This is a genomic window from Mesorhizobium sp. B2-3-13 (genome assembly GCF_006442195.1).
In the GTDB taxonomy this organism is placed as follows: Bacteria; Pseudomonadota; Alphaproteobacteria; order Rhizobiales; family Rhizobiaceae; genus Mesorhizobium; species Mesorhizobium salmacidum.
This window is the reverse complement of the sequence record NZ_VFVQ01000005.1, coordinates 165,817-188,779: the sequence shown is the minus strand read 5'-3', so window position 1 is coordinate 188,779 and position 22,963 is coordinate 165,817. Positions and strand designations below refer to the sequence as shown.

Annotated in this window: 21 protein-coding genes and 1 pseudogene; 16 read left to right on the top strand and 6 right to left on the bottom strand. The window is 63.3% G+C overall.

Annotated elements, in window-relative coordinates:
* Nucleotides 1-98: 98 nt before the first annotated feature.
* Nucleotides 99-224 (top strand): annotated as a pseudogene (locus FJ941_RS29655) (hypothetical protein); the annotation flags it as partial.
* A 20-nt stretch (nucleotides 225-244) separates the two neighbouring features.
* On the opposite strand, the gene FJ941_RS08315 reads toward FJ941_RS29655, so the two are convergent.
* On the bottom strand, nucleotides 245-1,567 hold the full coding sequence (locus FJ941_RS08315) for an MFS transporter (RefSeq protein ID WP_140504649.1): 1,323 nt from the start codon (nucleotides 1,565-1,567) through the stop codon (nucleotides 245-247).
* 206 nt (nucleotides 1,568-1,773) lie between these two features.
* Here FJ941_RS08315 and cyoA point away from each other — a divergent pair, with 206 nt between their 5' ends.
* The 8 genes from cyoA (at nucleotide 1,774) to FJ941_RS08275 (ending at nucleotide 10,045) form a co-directional block, all read left to right on the top strand.
* Nucleotides 1,774-2,955, top strand: a complete 1,182-nt coding sequence (gene cyoA / locus FJ941_RS08310) for a ubiquinol oxidase subunit II (RefSeq protein ID WP_140504647.1) — start codon at nucleotides 1,774-1,776, stop codon at nucleotides 2,953-2,955.
* 10 nt (nucleotides 2,956-2,965) lie between these two features.
* On the top strand, nucleotides 2,966-4,963 hold the full coding sequence (gene cyoB, locus FJ941_RS08305) for a cytochrome o ubiquinol oxidase subunit I (RefSeq protein ID WP_140504645.1): 1,998 nt from the start codon (nucleotides 2,966-2,968) through the stop codon (nucleotides 4,961-4,963).
* 10 nt (nucleotides 4,964-4,973) lie between these two features.
* Nucleotides 4,974-5,600, top strand: a complete 627-nt coding sequence (gene cyoC, locus FJ941_RS08300) for a cytochrome o ubiquinol oxidase subunit III (protein WP_140504644.1) — start codon at nucleotides 4,974-4,976, stop codon at nucleotides 5,598-5,600.
* The gene (cyoD, locus tag FJ941_RS08295; RefSeq protein WP_140504642.1) at nucleotides 5,597-5,974 is read left to right on the top strand and encodes a cytochrome o ubiquinol oxidase subunit IV; all 378 of its coding nucleotides are present in this window, start codon (nucleotides 5,597-5,599) and stop codon (nucleotides 5,972-5,974) included. The genes cyoC and cyoD overlap by 4 nt, the downstream gene beginning before the upstream one ends.
* Nucleotides 5,971-6,771 carry an SURF1 family protein gene (locus FJ941_RS08290; RefSeq protein WP_140504641.1) on the top strand — a complete coding sequence of 267 codons (801 nt, stop codon included), beginning with the start codon at nucleotides 5,971-5,973 and terminating at the stop codon, nucleotides 6,769-6,771. Before cyoD ends, FJ941_RS08290 begins: the two co-directional genes overlap by 4 nt.
* Nucleotides 6,768-8,120, top strand: coding sequence for an ATP-binding protein (locus FJ941_RS08285; protein ID WP_140504639.1), 1,353 nt, complete (start codon nucleotides 6,768-6,770; stop codon nucleotides 8,118-8,120). Before FJ941_RS08290 ends, FJ941_RS08285 begins: the two co-directional genes overlap by 4 nt.
* Entirely contained in the window at nucleotides 8,110-8,646 is a 537-nt protein-coding gene (locus FJ941_RS08280; RefSeq protein ID WP_210241537.1) for a response regulator transcription factor, read from the top strand. The genes FJ941_RS08285 and FJ941_RS08280 overlap by 11 nt, the downstream gene beginning before the upstream one ends.
* Nucleotides 8,647-8,782: 136 nt before the next feature.
* On the top strand, nucleotides 8,783-10,045 hold the full coding sequence (locus FJ941_RS08275; protein ID WP_140504635.1) for a DUF763 domain-containing protein: 1,263 nt from the start codon (nucleotides 8,783-8,785) through the stop codon (nucleotides 10,043-10,045).
* 18 nt (nucleotides 10,046-10,063) lie between these two features.
* On the opposite strand, the gene FJ941_RS08270 is transcribed toward FJ941_RS08275, so the two are convergent.
* Nucleotides 10,064-10,264 (bottom strand): KTSC domain-containing protein, encoded by a 201-nt coding sequence (locus FJ941_RS08270; protein ID WP_140504779.1) that lies wholly within the window; start codon nucleotides 10,262-10,264, stop codon nucleotides 10,064-10,066.
* A 71-nt stretch (nucleotides 10,265-10,335) separates the two neighbouring features.
* Complete coding sequence (locus tag FJ941_RS08265; protein WP_140504633.1) at nucleotides 10,336-10,773, bottom strand: GFA family protein; 438 nt, start codon at nucleotides 10,771-10,773, stop codon at nucleotides 10,336-10,338.
* Between the two features lie 168 nt (nucleotides 10,774-10,941).
* Between FJ941_RS08265 and FJ941_RS08260 the strand changes: the two genes are divergently transcribed.
* Complete coding sequence (locus FJ941_RS08260) at nucleotides 10,942-11,553, top strand: alpha-ketoglutarate-dependent dioxygenase AlkB (RefSeq protein WP_140504631.1); 612 nt, start codon at nucleotides 10,942-10,944, stop codon at nucleotides 11,551-11,553.
* A gap of 185 nt (nucleotides 11,554-11,738) precedes the next feature.
* Here the strand turns inward: FJ941_RS08260 and FJ941_RS08255 are convergent, their stop codons facing one another.
* Nucleotides 11,739-12,524, bottom strand: a complete 786-nt coding sequence (locus FJ941_RS08255) for a DUF1236 domain-containing protein (protein ID WP_140504630.1) — start codon at nucleotides 12,522-12,524, stop codon at nucleotides 11,739-11,741.
* 123 nt (nucleotides 12,525-12,647) lie between these two features.
* A complete protein-coding gene (locus tag FJ941_RS08250; RefSeq protein WP_140504628.1) occupies nucleotides 12,648-13,433 on the bottom strand; it encodes an SDR family oxidoreductase in 786 nt (261 codons plus the stop codon).
* A 99-nt stretch (nucleotides 13,434-13,532) separates the two neighbouring features.
* Between FJ941_RS08250 and uxuA the strand changes: the two genes are divergently transcribed.
* Together uxuA and FJ941_RS08240 are read left to right on the top strand one after the other, a co-directional pair.
* Nucleotides 13,533-14,717 carry a mannonate dehydratase gene (uxuA, locus tag FJ941_RS08245; RefSeq protein ID WP_140504626.1) on the top strand — a complete coding sequence of 395 codons (1,185 nt, stop codon included), beginning with the start codon at nucleotides 13,533-13,535 and terminating at the stop codon, nucleotides 14,715-14,717.
* A gap of 317 nt (nucleotides 14,718-15,034) precedes the next feature.
* The gene (locus FJ941_RS08240) at nucleotides 15,035-16,381 is read left to right on the top strand and encodes an FAD-binding oxidoreductase (RefSeq protein ID WP_140504777.1); all 1,347 of its coding nucleotides are present in this window, start codon (nucleotides 15,035-15,037) and stop codon (nucleotides 16,379-16,381) included.
* Nucleotides 16,382-16,413: 32 nt separating this feature from the next.
* Here FJ941_RS08240 and nanR read toward each other — a convergent pair whose 3' ends face one another.
* The gene (gene nanR, locus FJ941_RS08235; protein WP_140504624.1) at nucleotides 16,414-17,097 is read right to left on the bottom strand and encodes a transcriptional regulator NanR; all 684 of its coding nucleotides are present in this window, start codon (nucleotides 17,095-17,097) and stop codon (nucleotides 16,414-16,416) included.
* Nucleotides 17,098-17,334: 237 nt separating this feature from the next.
* Between nanR and FJ941_RS08230 the strand changes: the two genes are divergently transcribed.
* The 4 genes from FJ941_RS08230 to FJ941_RS08215 all read left to right on the top strand — a co-directional run bounded on the left by FJ941_RS08230 (nucleotide 17,335) and on the right by FJ941_RS08215 (nucleotide 22,944).
* A complete protein-coding gene (locus FJ941_RS08230) occupies nucleotides 17,335-18,936 on the top strand; it encodes an ABC transporter substrate-binding protein (RefSeq protein ID WP_140504622.1) in 1,602 nt (533 codons plus the stop codon).
* 78 nt (nucleotides 18,937-19,014) lie between these two features.
* Nucleotides 19,015-19,971: an ABC transporter permease gene (locus FJ941_RS08225; RefSeq protein WP_140504620.1), complete on the top strand. Its 957-nt coding sequence runs from the start codon at nucleotides 19,015-19,017 to the stop codon at nucleotides 19,969-19,971.
* Nucleotides 19,964-20,872 (top strand): oligopeptide ABC transporter permease, encoded by a 909-nt coding sequence (gene opp4C, locus FJ941_RS08220; protein WP_140504619.1) that lies wholly within the window; start codon nucleotides 19,964-19,966, stop codon nucleotides 20,870-20,872. Before FJ941_RS08225 ends, opp4C begins: the two co-directional genes overlap by 8 nt.
* The gene (locus FJ941_RS08215) at nucleotides 20,869-22,944 is read left to right on the top strand and encodes a dipeptide ABC transporter ATP-binding protein (RefSeq protein ID WP_181169745.1); all 2,076 of its coding nucleotides are present in this window, start codon (nucleotides 20,869-20,871) and stop codon (nucleotides 22,942-22,944) included. The genes opp4C and FJ941_RS08215 overlap by 4 nt, the downstream gene beginning before the upstream one ends.
* Nucleotides 22,945-22,963 lie beyond the last annotated feature (19 nt).

The following is a 22,963-nucleotide window of genomic DNA, read 5'->3' as shown; positions in this document are numbered from 1 at the left end:
GCGCCGATCCTTGATTGGGGACGACGAGGCAGGTCTGGCCCCCTTCCAACTCGACATGGAGGAGCGTGACGGGGCCGGGTATTCGGCGAGCCTTACCTATGGCCGCCGCGATCCTGTTCCTGTGCTCCGACGCCGCGAGCTTCGTCTATGGCGCGGCGCTCGACGTCGATGGCGGTTCGATGTTCGCTGACCGGCAGGGCAGCGGCTCCGGCGATGCTCGCTGACCCTTCTCGCCATTATAGTGTCAATCGACCGGACGGTCCGCGGCCGAACGCCGTCTATCAATCCACAAGGCAAGCAAGGTGCAGGCCGCGCCCGAGAGCAGGTAGGCGCCCGCCGCGATGAGGCCGAAATTGCCGGCCAGCAGCAGAGCTGCGAGCGGCGCGAAGCCGGCGCCGAACATCCACGCGAGATCCGAGGTTATCGCCGAGCCGGTATAGCGATGGTGTCGCGAAAAGCTCGATGCGACGACGCCTGACGACTGCCCGAAGCTCAACCCCAGCAGGATGAAGCCCAGCACCATGAACAGGATCTCGCCAACGGTACCGCCATCCAGAAGCTGCGGGGCAAAGCCGCTGAACGTCGCGATGGCGATCGCCGAACCGCCGAGCAGCGCACGGCGTCCGACACGATCGGCAAGTGGGCCAGACGCGACGATGGCGGCGATGCCGAACAGCGCGCTCACCGCCTCGATCGCCAGGAAGCGTGCCGGTCCCTCATTGGTGAACAGGAATACCCAGGAGAGCGGAAACACCGTCACCATGTGAAACAGGGCGAAGCTCGCCAGCGGCGCGAATGCGCCGACGATGACGTTGCGGCCTTCGGCCCTGATCGTGTCCCTTATGCGCGTCGGCTGCAGGTCGCCGCTCTCGTACAGTTTCGAGAATTCGGGCGTCACCACAATGCGCAGCCTGGCGAACAGGGCCACGACATTGATGGCGAAGGCGACGAAGAAGGGATAGCGCCAGCCCCAGGCAAGGAAGTCGTCGGCCGACAGATTGGCCACGAAGAAGGCGAAGAGGGCGCTGGCCACGATGAGGCCGATCGGCGCGCCCAGTTGCGGGATCATGGCGTAGAAGCCGCGCCGGTTCCGCGGCGCGTTCAGCGCCAGCAGCGAGGGCAGGCCGTCCCACGTCCCGCCAAGCGCCACGCCCTGCCCGATGCGGGCCAGCGCCAGAAGCCAGATCGCAAGCACGCCGATATCGCCATAGGCGGGAAGGAACGCGATGGCGACGGTCGAGGTGCCGAGCAGGAACAGCGCGATCGTCAGTTTCGCACCGCGACCGTAGGCGCGGTCGACGGCCATGAACAGAACGGAACCGAATGGACGGGCGATGAAGGCCAGCGCGAAGATGGCGAAGGAGTACAGCGTTCCGACGAGCGGATCATGCGTTGGAAACACCAGCTTGGGGAACACGATGACGGACGCGATCGCATAGACGAAAAAGTCGAAGAATTCCGACGTCCTGCCGACGATCACGCCGACCGCGATATCGCCCGCGCTGACCTGGCCGTGGTCCGAGCCGATCAGCCCGCTGTCTGTTTCGCCAGTCGAAGTATGAGCCATCTTGTCCGTCGTCACCGCGTGGAATGAAATATTTGGGGCCCAACTGCGGCAATCCCATTGTGCGCTGCACACTGTGCCAGACCCACCCCGGCTGGGCATTGGACAAATTGTCCAATGTCACCACGCCGCCGCCGGCAGTAGCCCTTGATCGATACCGCACTGCAACATCCCAACGCGTTGCGGCGGTGCATCGAGGGCAGCGTCTGATGAAACGATTTGGAGCCTTGCTTCTGCTTCTCCTGGCCGGGCTGTTGAGCGGCTGCGATATGGTCGTGCTCGCGCCGGCGGGCGATGTCGCGGCCCAGCAGCGCGACCTGCTGGTGGTCTCGACCCTGCTGATGCTGATCATAATCGTGCCGGTCATGGCGCTGACTGTCTTTTTCGCCTGGCGCTACCGGCAATCCAACGCCTCGGCGACCTATGCGCCGGACTGGGATCATTCGACGAAACTGGAACTGGTGATCTGGGCAGCCCCTCTGCTGATCATCATATGCCTTGGCGCGCTGACCTGGCTCGGCGCCCACCTGCTCGACCCATACCGCCGGATCGACCGGATCGAAGCCGGCCAGCCCGTTACCCAGCTTCACAAGCCGCTCAGGGTCGAGGTCGTGGCGCTCGACTGGAAATGGCTGTTCATCTATCCGGATTACGGCATCGCCGCCGTCAACGAGCTGGCGGCGCCGGTCAACCAGCCGATCGATTTCCGCATCACCTCGTCGGCGGTGATGAATTCCTTCTACATTCCAGCCCTTGCCGGCCAGATCTATGCCATGCCGGGCATGGAGACGAAGCTGCACGCCGTCATCAACCGGCAGGGCACCTATAGCGGTTTTTCCGCCAACTACAGCGGCGCCGGCTTTTCGGGCATGCGCTTCGCTTTCCACGGCCTGTCCGACCAGGCCTTCGACCAGTGGGTGGCACAGACCAGGACCGCGTCGGCGGCGCTTAACCGCGACAGTTACCTCGAACTCGAAAAGCCGAGCGAGAACGAACCGGTCCGGCACTACGCGTCCGTCGATCCCGCCCTTTATGGCGCCATCCTCAATCTGTGCGTCGAGCGCGGCAAGATGTGCATGAACGAGATGATGTCGATCGACGCCAAGGGTGGTCTCGGTCTTGGGGGTGTGCGCAACACCTTGCCGCTGCAATACGACAAGCTCGCCCGGCGCGGCGCGGTGTTCGGAAACGATCCCTCTTATGTCGCCAGCATCTGCACGGCGGAAGAGGCCGCTGCCGTCTCGCGCGCCTCCCGCGATGCCTGGCCGACCTATTGGCCGGCGAAGAACCTGTCCCCGCTTCGCGGGGCGGGACTGCTCCGGCCAGGGACAGACAGCCGTAGCGCCGAGGCGGGTACGCCGACTGTCGGCCTGCTGCGGCGTGAATTGTGAGAGACCGCCGATGCCCGATACGCTGACCAAATTCATCTTCGGCCGCCTCACCTGGGACTCGCTGCCGCTGCACGAACCCATCGTCGTCGCCACCTTCGTCGCGGTGGCGCTCGGCGGAATCGCGCTTCTCGGCGTGATCACCTATTTCAAGCTATGGGGCTACCTCTGGCGCGAATGGTTCACCAGCGTCGACCACAAGAAGATCGGCATCATGTACATGGTGCTGGGCCTGATCATGCTGCTGCGCGGCTTCTCGGACGCAATCATGATGCGCCTCCAGCAGGCCATCGCCTTCAATGGCTCCGAGGGCTACCTGAACTCACATCACTACGACCAGATCTTCACCGCCCACGGCGTCATCATGATCTTCTTCGTGGCGATGCCCTTCGTCACCGGACTGATGAACTTCGTCGTGCCGCTGCAGATCGGCGCGCGCGACGTCTCCTTTCCGTTCCTCAACAATTTCTCGTTCTGGATGACAGTCGGCGGCGCCATTCTGGTCATGGCCTCGCTGTTCGTCGGCGAATTCGCCCGCACCGGCTGGCTTGCCTATCCGCCGCTCTCCGGCATCGGCTACAGTCCCGATGTCGGCGTCGACTACTATATCTGGGCGCTGCAGGTGGCCGGCGTCGGCACGACGCTGTCAGGCATCAACCTGATCTGCACGATCATCAAGATGCGCGCGCCCGGCATGACGATGATGCGCATGCCGGTCTTCACCTGGACGTCGCTCTGCACCAACGTGCTGATCGTCGCCTCCTTCCCGGTACTGACGGCGGTGCTCTCGCTGCTGGCGCTCGACCGCTATGTCGGCACCAACTTCTTCACCAACGACTTCGGCGGCAACCCGATGATGTATGTGAACCTCATCTGGATATGGGGTCATCCGGAAGTCTACATCCTCATCCTGCCGCTGTTCGGCGTCTTTTCCGAGGTCACCTCGACCTTCTCCGGCAAACGCCTGTTCGGCTACACCTCGATGGTCTACGCCACGGTGGTCATCACCATCCTGTCGTACCTCGTGTGGCTGCACCACTTCTTCACAATGGGCTCCGGCGCTAGCGTCAATTCCTTCTTCGGCATCACGACGATGATCATCTCGATCCCGACCGGAGCGAAGATCTTCAACTGGCTGTTCACAATGTACCGGGGCCGTATCCGCTTCGAACTGCCGATGATGTGGACGGTGGCCTTCATGCTCACCTTCACCGTCGGCGGCATGACCGGCGTGCTGCTTGCCGTGCCGCCGGCGGATTTCGTCCTGCACAACAGCCTGTTCCTGATCGCCCACTTCCACAATGTCATCATCGGTGGCGTGCTGTTCGGCCTGTTCGCCGGCATTGCCTACTGGTGGCCCAAGGCCTTCGGGTTCAAGCTCGATCCGTTCTGGGGCAAGGTCTCGTTCTGGTGCTGGGTGGTCGGCTTCTGGTTCGCCTTCATGCCGCTCTACATCCTCGGCCTGATGGGCGTGACGCGCCGCATGCGGGTGTTCGACGATCCCTCGCTGCAGATATGGTTCGTCATCGCCGCGTTCGGCGCGGTGCTGATCGCCTGCGGCATCGCCGCCTTCCTGATCCAGATCTTCGTCTCCATCCGCAGGCGCGAGGCGCTTGCCGATACGACCGGCGATCCCTGGGACGGCCGCACGCTCGAATGGTCGACCTCCTCGCCGCCGCCTGCCTACAATTTCGCTTTCATGCCGGTCATTCGCGACAACGATGCCTGGTATGACATGAAGCAGGCCGGCTACATCAGGCCGCTTGCCGGCTTCAAGCCGATCCACATGCCAAGCAATACCGGCACCGGCATCATCCTGGCCGCCTTCAGTGTCGCGCTCGGCTTCGGCCTGATCTGGTACATCTGGTGGCTGGCGGCGCTGAGCTTCGTCTGCCTCATCGCCACCGCGATCGGCCACACCTTCAACTATCACCGCGACTTCCACATTCCGGCGTCCGAAGTCACGCAGACGGAGGAGGCGAGGACGACGCTCCTCGCCGCTCAAGGCTAAGGGTTTGAGCATGACATTGACGGCAATCACGGCCGGCACCGAACCGGTCTTCCATCTGGAAGAAGAGCATGCGCACGCCGAAGGCGGCTCCACCATGCTCGGCTTCTGGCTCTATCTTATGAGCGACTGCCTGATCTTCGCGATGCTGTTCGCCGCCTATGGCTTGCTTGGCGGCAATTACGCGGCGGGGCCGGCGCCCAAGGACCTGTTCGACCTCGATCTGGTGGCGGTCAACACCGCCATACTGCTCTTGTCCTCGATCACCTATGGCTTCGCCATGCTGACCATGGACAAGGGCCGTGTCGCGGCGACGCAAGCCTGGCTTGCGGTGACCGGCCTGTTCGGCCTGGCGTTCCTGTCGATCGAGCTCTACGAATTCGCGCACATGATCCATGAAGGCGCCACGCCGCAGCGCAGCGCCTTCCTGTCGTCCTTTTTCACGCTGGTCGGCACCCACGGTCTGCATGTCACCTTCGGAACCGTCTGGCTGGTGACGCTGATGGTTCAGGTCGCGAGATTTGGCCTCATCGAGGCGAACCGCCGCCGGTTGATGTGCCTCAGCATGTTCTGGCACTTCCTCGACGTCGTCTGGATCGGCGTCTTCACTTTCGTCTATCTGATGGGGATGTTGCGATGAGCGCTCATGATCATGCCGAGGGCCACGGCCACGCCCATGGTGGAGCAGCACACGGATCGTTCCGGGGCTATCTGACCGGCTTCGTCCTGTCGGCGATCCTGACCGCCATTCCATTCTGGCTGGTCATGACCGGCGCCATCGACAACAAGCAGGCCACGGCCATCGTCATCATGGCCTTCGCGGTCGTGCAGATCGTGGTCCATATGATCTTCTTCCTGCATATGAACACCGGCTCGGAAGGCGGATGGTCGATGCTGGCGCTGATCTTCACACTGATCCTGGTCGTCATCGTGCTGACCGGCTCGCTCTGGGTGATGTACCATCTCAACGCCAACATGATGCCGGGGCTACACGACATGCGTGAGATGCCATGAGCCTGGCGGCGGGCCCTGGGAGGACAACTATCGAGGCGATCGGACGACCCGTCCCGCTAGAGGGCGCCGGCGGATCGTCCGCGTCGCGCCTTGGCCTTGTGCTGCTCGGACTTCTCGGCGTTCTGGTGTTTGTCGGGCTCGGCATATGGCAGCTGGAAAGGCGGATCTGGAAGCTCGACCTGATTGCCCGTGTCGACCAACGCATTCATGCCCCGATTGTCGATGCGCCTGGCCCGGAGAACTGGAACGGCATCACCGCTGCCGGTTTCGAGTATGGTCATGTGCGATTGGCGGGACGTTATCTGGGCGACGCCAACACACTGGTGCAGGCGGTGACGGAGCTTGGCGGCGGTTATTGGGTCCTGACGCCGATGCGAACCGACCGTGGCTTCGTGGTGCTGGTCAACCGCGGCTTCATTCCCCAGGAGCGCAAGGCTGAGTTCGAGCGGGAGAGGGGCCGCCTAACCGCGCCGGTCGTCATTGACGGGCTGTTGCGCATGAGCGAACCCGGCGGCGGCTTTCTGCGCAAGAACGACGCCACAGGCAATCGCTGGTATTCGCGAGACGTCGCAGCCATCGCAACCGCGCGCAGCCTGACGACCAATGTCGCTCCCTATTTCGTCGATGCGGAAGCATCCGGCATAGAGGGCCGGCCGCGCGGCGGGCTGACGGTCGTGACTTTCCGCAACAGCCACCTGGTCTATGCTTTGACCTGGTTCACGCTCGCTGCGATGCTCGCCATTGCCCTGGCCAGGCCGATGATCGGCCGCCGCCGGCGGCAAGGACCCGCGAGATGAGCGTCCCCACGCAAGCGCATCGCCATGACAAATCCCTGGTGGCGGCATCCCTTGCCGGCAAGAACGGGGCAGTATCGCATACCGATGCGACAAACAGGAAGAACCTGTTCCTGCTTATCCAGCTGCGTTGGCTGGCGGTGGCGGGTCAGGTGCTCACCATTCTGGCGACGGAATACTGGTTCGATATCCCACTGCCGCTGGCGGAGATGGCCGGCGTGGTGCTTTTCCTGGTGGGCCTCAACATCTTCAGCCTGCTGGTCCTGCGCGGTATCAGGCCCATCAGCAACACCCAACTCTTCGTCGCGCTCATCTTCGATATGGCGGCACTGACGACGCAGCTTTACCTGAGCGGCGGCGCGTCCAATCCGTTCGTATCGCTCTACCTCTTGCAGATCACGCTCGGCGCCGCATTGCTGACGCCAAGGTTTACCTGGATCCTCGTGGCGGCTGCCTCGGCCTGCTTCGTCTTCCTCATCTTCCTCTTCCAGCCGATCGCGATCCCGCATCATGGCGGCAGCGATCTCCTGTCCCTGCATATCAGGGGCATGTTCATCTGCTTCGTGCTGGCGGCCGGACTGATCGTGATCTTCATGACGCGCATCGACCGCAATCTGCGCGAGCGCGACGCCTATCTCGCCGATCTGCGCCAGCGCTCGGCCGAGGAGGACCACATCGTGCGCATGGGCCTGCTGGCCTCGGGCGCCGCGCACGAACTCGGCACGCCGCTTGCCACGATATCCGTCATCCTGTCCGACTGGCGCCAGATGCGCACCCTTGCGCGCAACCGCGAACTGGCGGCCGATGTGGCCGAAATGCAGGCGCAGATCGAGCGCTGCAAGCGCATCGTGTCCGGGATCCTGATGTCTTCCGGCCAGGCGAGGGGCGAGGGAACGATACGCACGACGATTCGCGGTTTCCTCGACGATCTGGTCGAGGAATGGCGCACCAGTCGCCAGCCATCCAAGCTGGAATACAAGAACGATTTCGACCCGGACGAGCAGATCGTGTCCGACACGGCGCTGAAGCAGGTCATCTTCAACCTGTTCGACAATGCTCAGGAAGCATCGCAGGATTGGGTTGGCGTCACTGCCGAGCGGCAGGGCGACAAGCTGGTGATTTCCGTGCGCGATCGCGGGCCGGGCTTCGACGAGGGTATTCTGGCAGCACTTGGTCAACCTTATATGTCGAGCAAGGGACGGCCAGGCGGCGGTCTTGGTCTTTTCCTCGTCATGAACGTGGTCCGGAAACTGGGCGGCGATTTTTCGGCGCGCAACATGGAGCAGGGCGCCTGTGTTATCCTTTCGCTGCCACTGGCGGCGCTGACCGATGGAGATGATCGTGAGGCCTGATCGATCGCTGTTTATCGTCGAGGACGACGCGACCTTCGCGAAAACGCTGAAGCGCTCCTTCGAAAAGCGCGACTACGACGTGGTCGTCTGCCACGACCGGGATGCATTGCTCAGCGCCCTCGAAACAGCTGTTCCGGCTTACGCCGTCGTCGATCTCAAGCTTGGGGCTGGCGGCTCCGGGCTGGAGTGCGTCAAGCTGCTCAGCGCCCGCGATGCTTCGACCAGGATCGTCGTGCTGACGGGCTTTGCCAGCATCGCCACCGCTGTCGAGGCAATCAAGCTCGGCGCGAGCCATTACCTGGCGAAACCCGCCAACACCGATGACATCGAAGCCGCCTTCGGCCGTGCCGAGGGCGACGTTTTCGTACCGCTTTCCAGCCGGCCCACCTCGATCAAGAACCTGGAATGGGAGCGCATCCACGAAACGCTGGTCGAAACCGGCTTCAACATCTCCGAAACGGCTCGCCGGCTTGGCCTGCACCGGCGCACTCTTGCCCGCAAGCTCGAGAAGCGCGTGGTGAGATAGCAGAGCGCCGTTGCTCTCGTGACCGGACCGAGCCGGGTCTGGCTCATCGGCCATCCGGGTGCGAGCATTCAGTGCTTCCTTGCCCGGTCCAGGATACCTATTTGTTTGAGATTCGCGGACATAGGAGCAGGCAAACGTGGCGCAACGATCGGGCAGTGCTGATCTTCCCCTTCACGGCGGGCGTGTGCCGAAATGGCTGGGCGATCGCATGACACGTCTCGGCGCCGTCATGTGCGAGGCGATCATCCATCATTATGGCCGCAATGAATTGCTGCGACGCCTTGCGCATCCGTTCTGGTTCCAGTCCTTCGGCGCCGTTATGGGCATGGACTGGCATTCTTCCGGCATCACGACCAGCGTCGTCGGCGCCTTGAAACGCGGTCTCACCCCGCTGTCGGGCGAACTCGGCATTCATGTCTGCGGCGGCCGTGGCGCGCATTCGCGCAAAACTCCGCATGAACTTGTCGCAATCGGCGAGCGTATCGGCTTCGACGGTGCGCGCCTGGCAACCGCCAGCCGGCTTGTCGCCAAGGTGGACAGCGCCGCCGTTCAGGATGGTTTCGACCTCTATTTGCACGGCTTCATCGTCACCAACGATGGCGACTGGGTGGTGGTGCAGCAAGGCATGAACGGCGACAGCAAGGTGGCGCGGCGCTATCATTGGCTGTCTGAAGGTTTGAAGAGTTTCGTAGACCAGCCGCATGCCGCCATCGAAGGCGCCAACCAGGGCGAGATCGTCAATTTGACCGACCGGCGCGCCGAGGCCTCGCGCCAGGGACAGCTTGACCTGCTCCAGGATCTTGGGCCGGACCGCATCCTTCGAGAACTCGCCGCCCTGGAACCCTGCACCGCACCGGCTCCGGCGCAGCCATTGTTGCCGCATCTGGTCATGCCGGCTCACCACGATGTCCGCGAAAGCGATGTCGTGATGCATCGCCTTCACGGCAACATGGCCGCGGCCGCCGAGCGAGGTCCCGCCGATTTCGCCGAGCTTCTCCTTGTTCCTGGTGTGGGCGCCCGCACGGTGCGGGCGCTGGCCCTCGTTGCCGAAGTGGTGCATGGCGCGCCTTGCCGGTTTTCGGATCCGGGCCGTTTTTCGCTGGCGCATGGCGGCAAGGACAGGCATCCGTTCCCTGTTCCGCTCAAGGTCTATGACGAGACGATCGGCGTGCTGAAGTCCGCCGTGCAAAAGGCCAGGCTTGGTCGCGAAGAGGAAATCGGTGCATTGAGGCGGCTCGACGATCAGTCGCGGCAGGTCGAGCGATACGTCACCGGTCCCAGCCTTAAGGAAATTGTCGCCGGAGAATTCGATCAGTCGCATCTGCTTGGGGGCCGCAGTGTCTTTGGTTGGGAGCCGGCGCCGGATCAGATGCCCGCCGAGCAGAACAACAAGGCATGACGGGCCGCTGGCGCCGCATCACGCCACGCGACGGTATCTGTAACGGTCCCGAATGAATTCATTGAAGAAGCGGCCTTTCGAGGAAGTCTTCATGAACGCGGCGTAGGTTGCCGGTGCGACGTCCTCATAGTCATAGCGGTTGCCGCTCGGCACGAACCAGACGGAGAGCGTCCTGGTCGCGGGATCGTATTGCGTGTTTCGGATCGCGGTCGACGGCATGCTGGCACCTGACGGCTCAGCCACATAAACCCGCCAGGCATGGTGCGGTTCCATTCCGCCACCCGACCTCGCTACCTGTCGCGGGGATTGCCGAACTTCCTGTCGCGCTTCCTCGAATATCGATCGATACGCGGCAGCTTGTCGGCAAAGTCGACCCACGGCAGTCTGAGGTTCCAATAGGCATGGGCCTGTGGCCGCAGCCCTTCGGGTCTGTCGAAGAACCCGATTGTCAGGTAGAGCTCGTCCGGCAGGCCTTCGTCGCTATAGCCTATCGAGCTCCCGCATTCGGGACAGAAAGTGCGGACAACGCCCGTCGTCCTGGAGAAAGCCTTTGGCGTTCCCTTCAAAAGGCGGAACTGGCTCGGCCGATATCCGACCCAGATGGTGAGCGGGCTGCCGATCGCCCGTCGGCAATCGTCATCGTGATCGTAGCATATCCAGAAGGGCTCACCGTCCATGACGGCGGCAATCGCCCCGCAAAAGCAGGCCCCGGTTTCAACGCGCGGCATCCGGCACTCCAAGGCTGGAACATGTCCGGCGGCCCCCGACGGAACCGCCCTTGCCTAAACTTTCACGCCGTCCCAGCGTTCCATTGCGCCGGTGTTGAGATGTGTCCGAAGCAAGCAAGCGCGGTTCCCTGTATTGCCTTGCGGTCTGGCCTTCACCATCTAGGCACAATGTCGCCGCTCAAACCGAAAACAGCCGGCCGTGTGGCCCAGTACGATCTCTTCGGTGCCGTTCAGGATGATCTACCGGAGGGTTTCGCCTACCAGCCCGGACTGATCACACCGCAAGAGGAAATCGACCTCGTCCGGCATCTTGAAGGACTGCCCTTCAGACCCTTCGACTTCCACGGCTATCTGGCAAACCGGCGTGTCGTCGGTTTTGGCCTTCGCTACGATTATGACCGGCGCGAGGTCGTCGACGCACCGCCTATACCTGATTTTCTGTTGCCCTTGCGCGAGCAGGTCGCGGCCTTTGCGCGCCGGCCCACCGAAGCCTTCGCGCAGGTCTTGATCAATGAATACCGGCCCGGCGCCGGCATCGGCTGGCACCGCGACAAGCCTTATTTCGAAGACGTCGCGGGCGTTTCGCTGCTGGCGCCCTGCGATTTTCGCCTTCGACGCAAGAATGGGTCTGGATGGGACCGCCGGACCATCACGGTCGAGCCGAGATCGGCCTATCTCATGACGGGCCCTTCGCGGTCGCAATGGGAGCACAGCATCCCGCCGCTTGCCGAGCATCGCTACTCGATTACTTTGCGGACATTGCGGCCTCGGAATCCCTGAGCATGCGCCGAGGCCTGCACGAGGAAGCTTTCCGCATCGTCTCGCCCATAGCGCTCAACCCGACCCGCGTACGGCGGGCGGGTTGAATGATCTCGTACTCTACCTCTTTGCTTTTACGCAATTCCCTAGGGAAAGCGCTACGTGCTTTTCCCGGGAAAGCCGCTACGCACTTTCCGGGAATTGCTCTAGGTCAGTATCAGCACGATCTTGTACGTATCCGGATCGACGATGACGATCCGGCCGTCGGCGAGGACGAAATACTCGTAGCTCTCGTACGCCGGGACGAGCTTGACGATGCGGGCCGGCAAACGATGCAGCCTGATCTTGTGCCGCGGAACTTCGACGCCGACCGAGACGTCGAAGTCGACGCTGGCTACCGGCTCGACCTTGGTTTCCCGGATTACCTGAGTGATCTGGGTCTTCTGTTCAACCGTCACATTGTTAATGGAAGCGGTCGAAGTCTTGTCCTGCGTGGACGCTTTGCCCTGGGCCTGCTGGTCCGTCGTAGTGCCGGCCTTGCCCTGGGCTTGCTGATCGGTCTGGACCTTGGTCTTGTCCTGGGCCTGCTGGTCGGTCGTGGTGCCGGCCTTGCCCTGGGCCTGCTGATTGGTCTGGACCTTGGTCTTATCCTGGGCCTGCTGGTCCGTCTTGGTACCGGCCTTGCCCTGGGCCTGCTGATCGGTCTGGATCTTGGCCTTGCCCTGTGCCTGCTGGTCCGTGGTGGCGCCGGCCTTGCCCTGGGCCTGCTCGTCGGTCTTGACCTTGGCCTTGCCCTGAGCCTGCTGATCAGTCTGGGACTTGGTACCCTGTGCCTGCTCTTTCATCTTCGAGCCCTTCTGGCAGTTGGTCGTGCCGGAAGCGCAATTTGTGTCCGCTCCTGATTGGCTGTCGGCGGGCTGCTGCGACTGGGCCATCGCCGTCCCGCAGCCGAGCCCGATCGCAAGCATGCTGGTAATGAGAACATGTTTCATAGGAAATCTCCTTCGGAGAGTTCGTCCCTTCAAGGGGTAAAACTTCGGCCAAAAAAGATTGTTCCGAACTGAATGCGTTAATGCCACCACCCCAGATAGAGCCCAAGTCCGGCCTTCATGGCGCTACTTCACGCCGATGCCGGCGGTGAGGCCGCCGTCGATCTTATAGTCCGCGCCGGTGCAGAAGCCGGCCTTCGACGAACACAGGAACGCTATGAACTCCGCCACCTCCTCCGGCTCGCCGATACGGCCGAGCGGATGGGCCGCGCCGAACCGCCTGTAGGCTTCTTCGACATCTGCGTCGCTGCCGCCGTCGCCACGCGCGGCTTTTTCGAGAATCGGTGTGCGGATCGAGCCTGGGCTGACCGAATTGACCCTTATGCCCGATGCGGCATAGTCGAGCGCCAGCGAACGTGTCAGTGTATGGATGGCGCCCTTGGTCGTGGCATAGGCGGCGACGTTTTGCTGGCAGGCGAAGCCCTGCACCGAAGCGACGTTGACGATGGCGCCGCCGCCCCGCTTGATCATTTCCGGGATGCCGAAATGGGCGGTCAGATAGATCGAGCCGACATTGACCGTCATCGCCCGGTTCCAGGTTTCCCAGTCGGTCGTCGTCGCCGTTCCATAGGGATGCACCGCCGCCGAATTGACGATGACATCGATGCCGCCGAATTTCGCCACGCCGGCCGCGACCGCCTCGCGCACCTGGTCGGAAACCGAGACGTCCACCGTCCGCACCAGAACGCTCGCTCCGGCCTTGGCGAGGCTCTCCTGCATGGCGGCGTTGGCTTCCCGATCGACGCCGCAGGCGACGATCGCGGCACCCCCCGCCGCAAGGCGTTTGGCAGTTGCCAGGCCGATACCGGTCGTCCCTGTCACCAATGCCACCTTGCCGTCAAAATCCTTCATCGCGGAAGCTCCTTCATTCGTTATCGAAACCGGCTCTTAGTTTGACACTCATCATGGTCAAACAATAGGTTGCCGGTCTCTCGCAAAAAGGAAGTGGCAATGGAACAGTGTTGGCGCTGGTACGGTCCCGATGATCCGGTGACGCTTGAACATGTCAAACAAGCCGGCGCCACCGGCGTGGTTTCAGCGCTTCACCAGATTTATGACGGCAGGGCCTGGCCCGAGGCCGATGTGCTTGAGCGCAAGCGCATCATCGAGGCGGCTGGGCTGACCTGGTCGGTTGTCGAGAGCATTCCGGTCCACAATTCCTTCAAGATAGGCACGCCGGAGCGCGAGCGCTATGCCGGCTGTTATCGCGACAGTATCCGCGTGCTCGCCAGGGCCGGCATCCGGACGATCTGCTACAATTTCATGCCGGTGGTCGACTGGACCCGCACCGACCTGGCCTACCGGCTGCCGACGACCGGCTATGCCTTGCGTTTCGACGCTATCGACTTTGCCGCCTATGATCTCTTTGTCCTGCAGCGCAAGAATGGAGCGCGGAGCTACACCCCGGCGCGTATCGCCGAAGCCGAGAAGCGGCTGAAGGTGCTGACGCCGGAGCAGATCGACCAGATCGAGCGCAACCTGATCGCCGGCCTGCCGGCGACGGAGCGCAGCTATAATAGGGACAGTTTCCGCGAGGCCCTGGCGGAATACGATGCGATCGGGCCAAAGGAACTGCGCGACAACCTGGCCTGGTTCCTGCGCGAGATCATCCCGGCGGCCGAAGAGGAGGGTGTGCGCATGTGCATCCATCCCGACGATCCGCCGTTCTCGCTCTATGGCCTGCCGCGCATCGTTTCCACGACAGAGGATGCGCGCTTCATCCTCACGACGGTCGACAGCCCGGCCAATGGCTTGACGTTCTGCACCGGCTCCTACGGCACGCGCGCCGACAACGACATCGTCGCCATGGTCAAGGAATTCGCCGACCGCATCCATTTCGTTCATCTGCGCAACATCACCATCGAGGAAGACGGCTCGTTCTATGAGGCTGAGCATCTGGAGGGTGGCACCGACATGGCGCATGTCATCCTCGCTTTGATGCAGGAAGAGAAGCGCCGTCGCGGGGAAGGCAGGGCCGACTGGCAAATCCCGATGCGGCCGGATCATGGGCATCTGCTCGCCGACGACATCGGCAAGAAGAAGATCAACCCCGGCTATTCGCTTATCGGCCGGCTGAAAGGTCTCGCCGAATTGCGCGGCATCATGCGTGCCGTAGAGCGGTTCGGGCTCGCCTGAAATCTTAGGGCGATAAGCCATCGTTTGCGATCTTCAGCATGAATGTCGCGACAGGTCACACCGAGGCTGACCCTGTCCGGCATCCCCGGGCCTAATTCCCGATTGTCGATGAGGCCAGGGGCTGGCTGCGGCGACGAGAAGCGGCCTCGACGGGTGGTCAACAATTTCATTGAGCTGGCACGCAAATTTTCGAGACCGGTCGTGTAGTGCTCGTCGATGCACTTCACGCCTGGTCAGTTTCCCATAGAAGCGCGCGACCTCGCGCCAGCCGAACCAGCCATCGGCGCGCGGCCATGCCTGTGAAAAAGGACAATCCTTTGACGATCTTCCCTTTCACTGAAGCCAGTCCGATCCAGTTTCAGGCGCCGCTGCCGAAGACGTCGGATGTGGTCATCATCGGCGGTGGCATCATCGGCGTGACCGCGGCCTTGTTCCTGGCGCGGCGCAATATACCGGTGACCTTGCTGGAGAAGGGACGTGTCGCCGCGGAGCAGTCCTCGCGCAATTGGGGTTGGATCCGCCAGCAGGGCCGCGACGCGGACGAACTGCCCATCGTCATCGAAGCGCAGCGTCTCTGGCGCCAACTGGCCCAGGAGTGCGGCGAGGACATAGGCTTGACGCAGACCGGCGTGACCTATCTTGCGCGGACCGACAAGGAGATGGCCGATTTCGCCAAGTTCCTGAAGATCGCTGAGGCCCATGGCCTCGACACGCGTCTCCTGGATCGGGGTGAGACCGCCCGGCTGATCCCAGCCATGTCGCGCCCCTTCAAGGGCGCCATGACCACTCCATCGGACATGCGTGCCGAGCCCTGGGTCGCGGTGCCGGCGTTTGCCCGCCTGGCCGCCCGCCAGGGCGTCACCATCATCGAGAACTGTGCGGCACGCATGCTCGATATCTCCGCAGGGCGCATCAGCGGTGTCTGGACCGAACAAGGCCGCATCGCCACATCGAACGTGCTTGTCGCCGGCGGCGCCTGGACGTCGCTGTTCCTGCGCGCGCACGGCGTCTCGATCCCGCAGCTCAGTGTCCGCACGACCGTCGCGGCGACCGCGCCGATGCCGGAAATCCATGCTGGCGCCGCAGCGGACGAACACATCGCCTTCCGGCGTAGAAAGGACGGCGGATACACGCTGGCGGCGGGAGGCAGCCACCTGCTCTATGTCGGGCCGGATGCATTGCGTCACGCACCGAAATACCTGCCCGCCCTGAAAGCAAATCCTTTCGGCACGCGCTACCTGCTGGCGGCGCCTCGTGCATATCCGGACAGCTGGTCTACCCCACGCAAATGGGAGGCGGACAAGGAAAGCCCGTTCGAACGGATGCGCGTTCTCAATCCTGCCCCGGAGCCCAAGGCGCTTCGCGCCATCGATCGAGGGTTCAGGGGGCTTTTCCCACAATTCGAGGCGGTACCGCTCAGGGCAAGCTGGGCCGGCATGATCGATGCGATGCCGGATGTCGTGCCTGTCGTGGATCGTACTGCTGCGGTTCCGGGTCTCGTCATCGCGACAGGGATGAGCGGCCACGGCTTTGGCATTGGCCCTGGCATGGGCCGCGTCCTGTCCGACTTGATCCAGGGCAACGAGACTGGACATAACCTTCATAGGTTTCGCCAATCCCGATTCAGCGACGGCAGCCCGACCCAGATGGGACCATCGCTTTAGATCTCGTCCGGTGTACAGGTTCGACGAGAGGGCTATTCTGGCTTTGCCTGGCGAGGATTGAACTTGCGCCGGGCGTTTTCCAGATGCTCGCGCATCGCCTGGCCGGCGGCTTCCGGATCGTGCCGTTCGATGGCTTCGAAGACCGCCTTGTGGCCGGCGAAACTGATGCGGTTTTCGAGCTCGGTGTTGGCCATGTGGATGCGCTGGCTGATCAGCCACTCCACCAGCGCTTCGTGCGCGGCGAGAAAAATCGGATTGCCGGGGATCGCGGTCAGCACGCGGTGAAACGCGACGTCGGTGACCGCGAAAGCGCGGGCGCGTGAAATGGCGCGTTCGTTTTCGGCGAGTGCCGCCGTCAGCGCGTCGATCTGGGGGCGTGTCGCCACCTCCGCGGCATGGCGGGCGATCGAGACTTCGAGGAACAGCCGCAACTGTTCGAAATGGCCGATGCCGTCCGGCTGGTCCATCAAAAGATGCGCGGTGCCCGTCAACTGCTCCAGCATGTTCTTCGGTGTCGGCCGCGTCACCTTCGGCCGCTCGCCGCTGTTGATGCGCACCAGCCCCATCTTTTCCAGCGCAAACAGCGCCTCGCGCACGGAGGGGCGCCCGACATCGAACATCGACATCAGTTCGCGCTCGGACGGCAGCGAAGCGCCGGCCGGATAGACGTCGTCGCGGATCATCGCCTCCAGGCGGAGACGGACTTCGTCGGACAATTTTTTTCGGATCGGCATATTGTGCATGGTCTACCTTTTAAGCTATTAGACCAGTCGCCGCAAGCGAGCACAGACAAGGAGCTGTGGATCGTTAGGGCTTGGTGCGACCGAGGGTAGGAGGAGGTCGCTATTTGCCAATGAGCGACCGGACGCAAGACCGCGATCACGCGATCGCCAGAAGGCGCGCCCCGAGGTCAGCCGCGACCGGCCGACACAATCGAAGGGAGGAGAAATTCCATGAGACGATTTCTGATCAGCCTTTTGCCGGCCCTGGCGCTCGTGCTTGCAGCGAGCGCGGCGAAGGCCGATGGAGGCGGCACGTTCCGCTCGGCCATGCGCACCGGTTGCATCGAGATGGGCACGCTGCACACCACCTGCGGCCACAGGCTGGACGAAACGGTGCTGCAGGGCCTCGTCCACATCAAGTGGACGGGCGACGGCGTGCAGCCGATGCTGGCCGAAAGCTGGAAGACGCCCGACGGCGGCAAGACCTATGTCTTCAGCCTGCGACATGGCGTCAAATGGCATGACGGCATGCCTTTCACCGCCAAGGACGTGGTGTTCAGCCTCAACCTCTACGCCAACCCGAAGGTCGGTTCGCCCTGGTCGCAGAAGCTCTCCGCCGTGACCGGATACAAGGCCTTCCAGGATGGCTCGGCCACCTCGCTTGCCGGGGTGAAGGCGGTGGACGATACGACCGTGCAGATCGAACTGGACAGCGCCAAGCCGCTCTGGATCGAGCTGCAACTCATCGCCATCAGCATCTTTCCCGAGCACATTCTGGGCAAGGTCGCGCCCGCCGACATCAAGGGCAATGCCTTCTGGGTCAACCGGGTCGGCACCGGCCCGTTCATTTGGAAGAAGTATGAGAGTGACCAGTACGTCGAGGTCGATCGCAACCCCGACTATTTCCTTGGCGCGCCCAAGCTCGACCGCATCATCTACCAGATCTACAAGGATGTGCCGCCGATCATCGCCGCGCTGGAGACGCAGGAGATCGACGCCATGTCCTATGAGGGCGGCGGCGTGCCGATCTCCGAACTGCCCCGCCTGCAGAAGCTCGACTATCTGACCGTGCTGCCGAAATTCTCCGCCGGCCTGCCGACCTATCTGCAATTTAACCTGGAGAACAAGCGCTTCGCCGATGTGCGCGTGCGCCAGGCGATGCTCTATGCCATCGACCGCAAGGCGATCATCGAGACGGTCAAGCAGGGCGCCGGCGAACTCCTGAACACGCTGTTCCCGCAGGACTGGGCGCGCGCCAAGGACCTCGAACCCTACGACTACAATCCCGACAAGGCCAAGCAACTGCTCACCGACGCAGGCTGGGATGCGAGCCAGCCGGTCGACTTCATCTACTATTATTCCGATCAGATGAACGTCGACACCGTCACCGCCTTCCAGAGTTATCTGGCCGCCGTCGGCGTCAACATCCAGCCGCGCCTGCTCGATCCGGCGGCGATCAACCAGATCTATGCCGACGGCAGCTTCCAGATGGGCTTCTTCGCGCAAGGCATGGGGCTCGATCCCTCGCTTGGCTCGCCGCTCGTGGTCTGCGGCGCCAAGCCGCTCGCCATGGGCTACTGCAACCCCAAGGTAGACGAGCTCTTCAACAGGGGGCTGGAGTCCAACGACCGCGCCACGCGTGGCGCGAGCTATCAGGAAGCTTCGCGCATCCTCAATCAGGATCTGCCCAAGGCCTGGCTTTGGAACGAGGTGCGGCCGCTCGCCTTCAACAACCGCATCGTCGGCCTGGCGCGACACTTCAAGGAACAGCCGCTCGTCATCTTCAATCACCCCGTCTACAACGAAGTCGAGAAGTGGGAGGTGGCGAAATAGCCGCGGATATCCCTGCCGGTCGTGAGCGAGCCTCACGATCGATTGTCTCAGAACCGTCTTCAGCCCTAGGAGAGGCCGGTGCTCAGCTATCTCGTGCGAAAATTTTTGCTCAGCATCCCGGTGCTGTTCGGCGTTACCGTGATCGTCTTTGCCATCGCGCATGCCATGCCTGGCGACGCGGTGCTGGCGATGATCACGGCGGAGGCGCCGTCGAGCGAGGAGCTGATCGCCATGCGGCGCGGCGAACTCGGCCTCGACCAGCCGGTCTATGTCCAGTACCTCAACTGGATCGGCCAGATCCTGCACGGCAATCTCGGCCGCTCCTTCGTCAATGGCCGCGGTGTCGGCGACATCATCGTCGAGCGGTTGCCGATGACGCTGGAGCTGATGGGTGTCGCACTGCTCGTCGCTTTCGTCATCGGCACCACGCTGGGCGTGCTCTCGGCACTCAGGCAATACAAGCTCACCGACTATTCGCTGACGCTTGCCGGCTTTGTCGGCGTCTCGATCCCGGACTTCTTCATGGGACTTTTGCTCGTTTACGTCTTTGCGCTGGAGCTGCGCTGGCTGCCGTCGTCGGGCATTTCCACGGCTGGTGAAAACTTCTCGCTCCTCGACAATCTCAGGCACCTGATCTTGCCGGCGGCAGCACTTGCCTTGTTCCGCGCCGCGATCTTCATGCGCTATGCCCGCGCCGGCATGCTCGAAGTGCTGAACCAGAGCTATATGCGCACCGCCAAGGCCAAGGGGCTCAAGCCCCGCACCATCACGCTGCGCCACGGCCTGCGCAACGCGCTGATCCCGCTGGTCACTGTCTTCGGCCTCGCGCTGCCGACACTGTTCGGTGGCTCGGTGGTGATCGAGACAATCTTCCAGTGGCCCGGCATCGGCCTGATGTTCATCGATTCCGTGGTGAACAGGGATAGCCCCGTGATCATGGGCTATGTGCTGATCACCGCCACCATCGTCATGCTGGCCAATCTCGCCACCGACATCGTCTACAGCGTGCTCGACCCCAGGGTAAGCTATGACTGACGCCACCGCCGCCGATATGACGATCGCCGCCGGCGCCTCGCGCGGCCTGTGGGGCGAGGCGGCGCGCCGCTTCCTCAACCACCGTCTGGCCACGCTCGGCTTGATCATGCTTGCCATCATCGTGCTCGCCTGCGTGCTGGCGCCGCTGATCGCCCATTACGGACCCAACGACATCGACCTCAGGGGGCGCAACCAGCCGCCCGGCGGCATCCACTGGCTGGGCACGGACGGCACCGGCCGCGACATCTTCGCCCGCATCCTCTATGGCGGCCGCATCTCACTGACGGTCGGCTTCGTCGCCGTCGCGATCTCGGCCGCGATCGGCATCTTCATCGGCTGCGTCGCCGGCTATTTTGGCGGCAAGGTCGACCTCTTGCTGATGGGCCTGGTCGACATGGTGCTGACCTTTCCGCGACTGGTCATCATCATCGCTTTCGTCGCGGTCGTCGGGCCCAGCATCTTCAACACCATGGTCGTGATCGGACTGCTGAGCTGGCCGTCCATAGCCCGCCTGACACGCGGCGAGATCCTGGCCTTGCGCAACCAGGAGTTCATCCTGGCCGCGCGCTCGCTCGGCACCTCGCCCTCGATCATCATCCTGGAACACATCCTGCCCAATGTGCTGAGCCCGATCCTGGTGGCGATCACCCTCGACGTCGCGACCGTCATCCTGCTCGAAGCTTCGCTCTCCTTCCTCGGTCTTGGCGCGCAGGCGCCGGCCGCCAGTTGGGGCAACATGCTGCGCGACGCGCGCACGCTGTCGATCCTGGAGAGCCAGCCCTGGATGTGGATCCCGCCCGGTGCGATGATCGCCATGGCCGTGCTCAGCATCAACTTCGTCGGCGATGGCCTGCGCGATGCGCTCGACCCGCAGCACATCATGGGCGGGGGCGGCAAGTGACCGGCCTGGAAACGCTCGCCCGCGGCAAGGCTGCGCCGGCGCCGGGGCAACAGCCCGTGCTTTCCGTGCAGGGGGTGAGCGTCGAGTTCGGCCCGCGCGGCAATTCCGTCTATGCCGTCAACGACGTCTCCTTCGAGCTTGCCGAGGGCGAGTCTTTGGCGATCGTTGGCGAGAGCGGCTCCGGCAAGTCGGTCACCGTGCAGACGTTGATGGGCCTGATTCGCAAGCCGCCCGGCCGCGTCACCGCTGGCCGCGCGCTGTTTCGTGGCCGCGATCTGCTGGCCATGCCCGACAGCGAGCTGCGCCGGATACGCGGCCGCGATATCGCCATGATCTTCCAGGATCCGATGTCGTCGCTGAACCCGGTGCTGCCCATCGGCCTGCAACTGACCGAGGCGCTTCGCGAGCACCAGGGCCTGAACGAGGCCGAGGCCGAACGCCAGGCGCTCGACATGCTGGCGCTGGTCGGCATCGCCAACGCGCCGCAGCGCATGCGCGCCTTTCCGCATCAGTTCTCGGGCGGCCAGCTGCAGCGCATCGGCATCGCCATGGCGCTGGTGTGCAAGCCGTCGATCCTGATCGCCGACGAGCCGACGACGGCGCTCGACGTCACCATCCAGGCGCAGATCGTGGAACTGGTCGTGGGCCTGCAGAAGCAGCTCGGCATGGCGATCATCTGGATCAGCCACGACCTCAGCCTGGTCGCCGGCTTCGTCGATCGTGTCGCGGTGATGTATGCCGGCTCGATCGTCGAAAGCGCCCCGGTCGACGATTTGTTTTCGGCAACCAAGCATCCCTATACGATCGGCCTGCTCAACTCGATCCCGTCGCTGGCGGCGGCAAACACCAGGCTGGTGCCGATCAAGGGCGCGCCGCCCAATGTCACACTGGCGCCGACCTTCTGCGCCTTCGCGCCGCGATGCGACTATGCCGAAGCGCGCTGTCGCGAGCAGAAGCCGCCGCTGGAAGTTGTGGGCGCCGGCCATACCACCGCGTGCTGGCGCTGGCGGGAGGTGGAGCGAGTGCCGCGCATGAGCGCAGCCGCTGCGGGCAAGCCCGCCGTGACGGCACCGAAGCAGGAACCGCTGCTCACCGTGACGGACCTCAAAGTGCATTTCCCGATCCGGCGCGGAGTCCTGCGACGGCAGGTCGGCGCGGTGCATGCCGTCGACGGCGTCAGCTTCGAGGTGATGCGCGGCGAGACGCTGGCGCTGGTCGGCGAAAGCGGCTGCGGCAAGTCGACGACCGGCCGCGCCGTGCTCGGCCTGGAGCGCCCTAGCGCCGGCAGCATCGTGTTCGAGGGCAAGGACTATGCGGGCGCGACGGGCGAAGAGCTGAAGCAGCGCCGCCGCGACATGCAGATAGTGTTCCAGAACCCGTTCGGCTCGCTCAACCCGCGCATGACCGTCGGCCGCATCATCGGCGAAGGGCTGCGTGCGCAGAAGATCGGCACCCGCGCCTCGCGTGACGTGCGCGTCAGCGAATTGTTGGCGCTGGTGGGTCTCCGGGAAGCGCTGCGAAACCGCTATCCGTTCGAGCTCTCCGGCGGCCAGCGCCAGCGCGTCGGCATTGCCCGCGCGCTTGCCGCCAATCCGAAATTCATCATTGCCGACGAACCGATCTCGGCGCTCGATGTCTCGATCCAGGCGCAGATCGTCAATCTGCTCGACGACCTCAAGGCGCGCCTCGGCCTGACCTATCTGTTCGTCGGTCACGATCTGTCGATGGTCCGCTATCTCAGCGACCGCCTCGCGGTGATGTATCTCGGCCGCATCGTCGAGATCGGCACCACGCCAGCGGTGTTCGGCGCACCATTGCATCCCTATACGCGCGCACTGTTGTCGGCGATTCCCGTGCCTGATCCCAAGGCGGGCGGAACGCGCCGGCGCATCGTGCTTGGCGGTGGCGTACCCGATCCGTCGAAGCCGCCGCCCGGCTGCCATTTCCATCCGCGCTGCCCCCTGGCGACCGAGATCTGCGCCAAGGTCGATCCGACACAGCGCGATTTCGGCTCCGCCGTCACCGGCCAGCATCTCGTCGCCTGCCACCACGCTGGCGAAGCCGCATCATGAGAAATCTGGAAAACCGAGG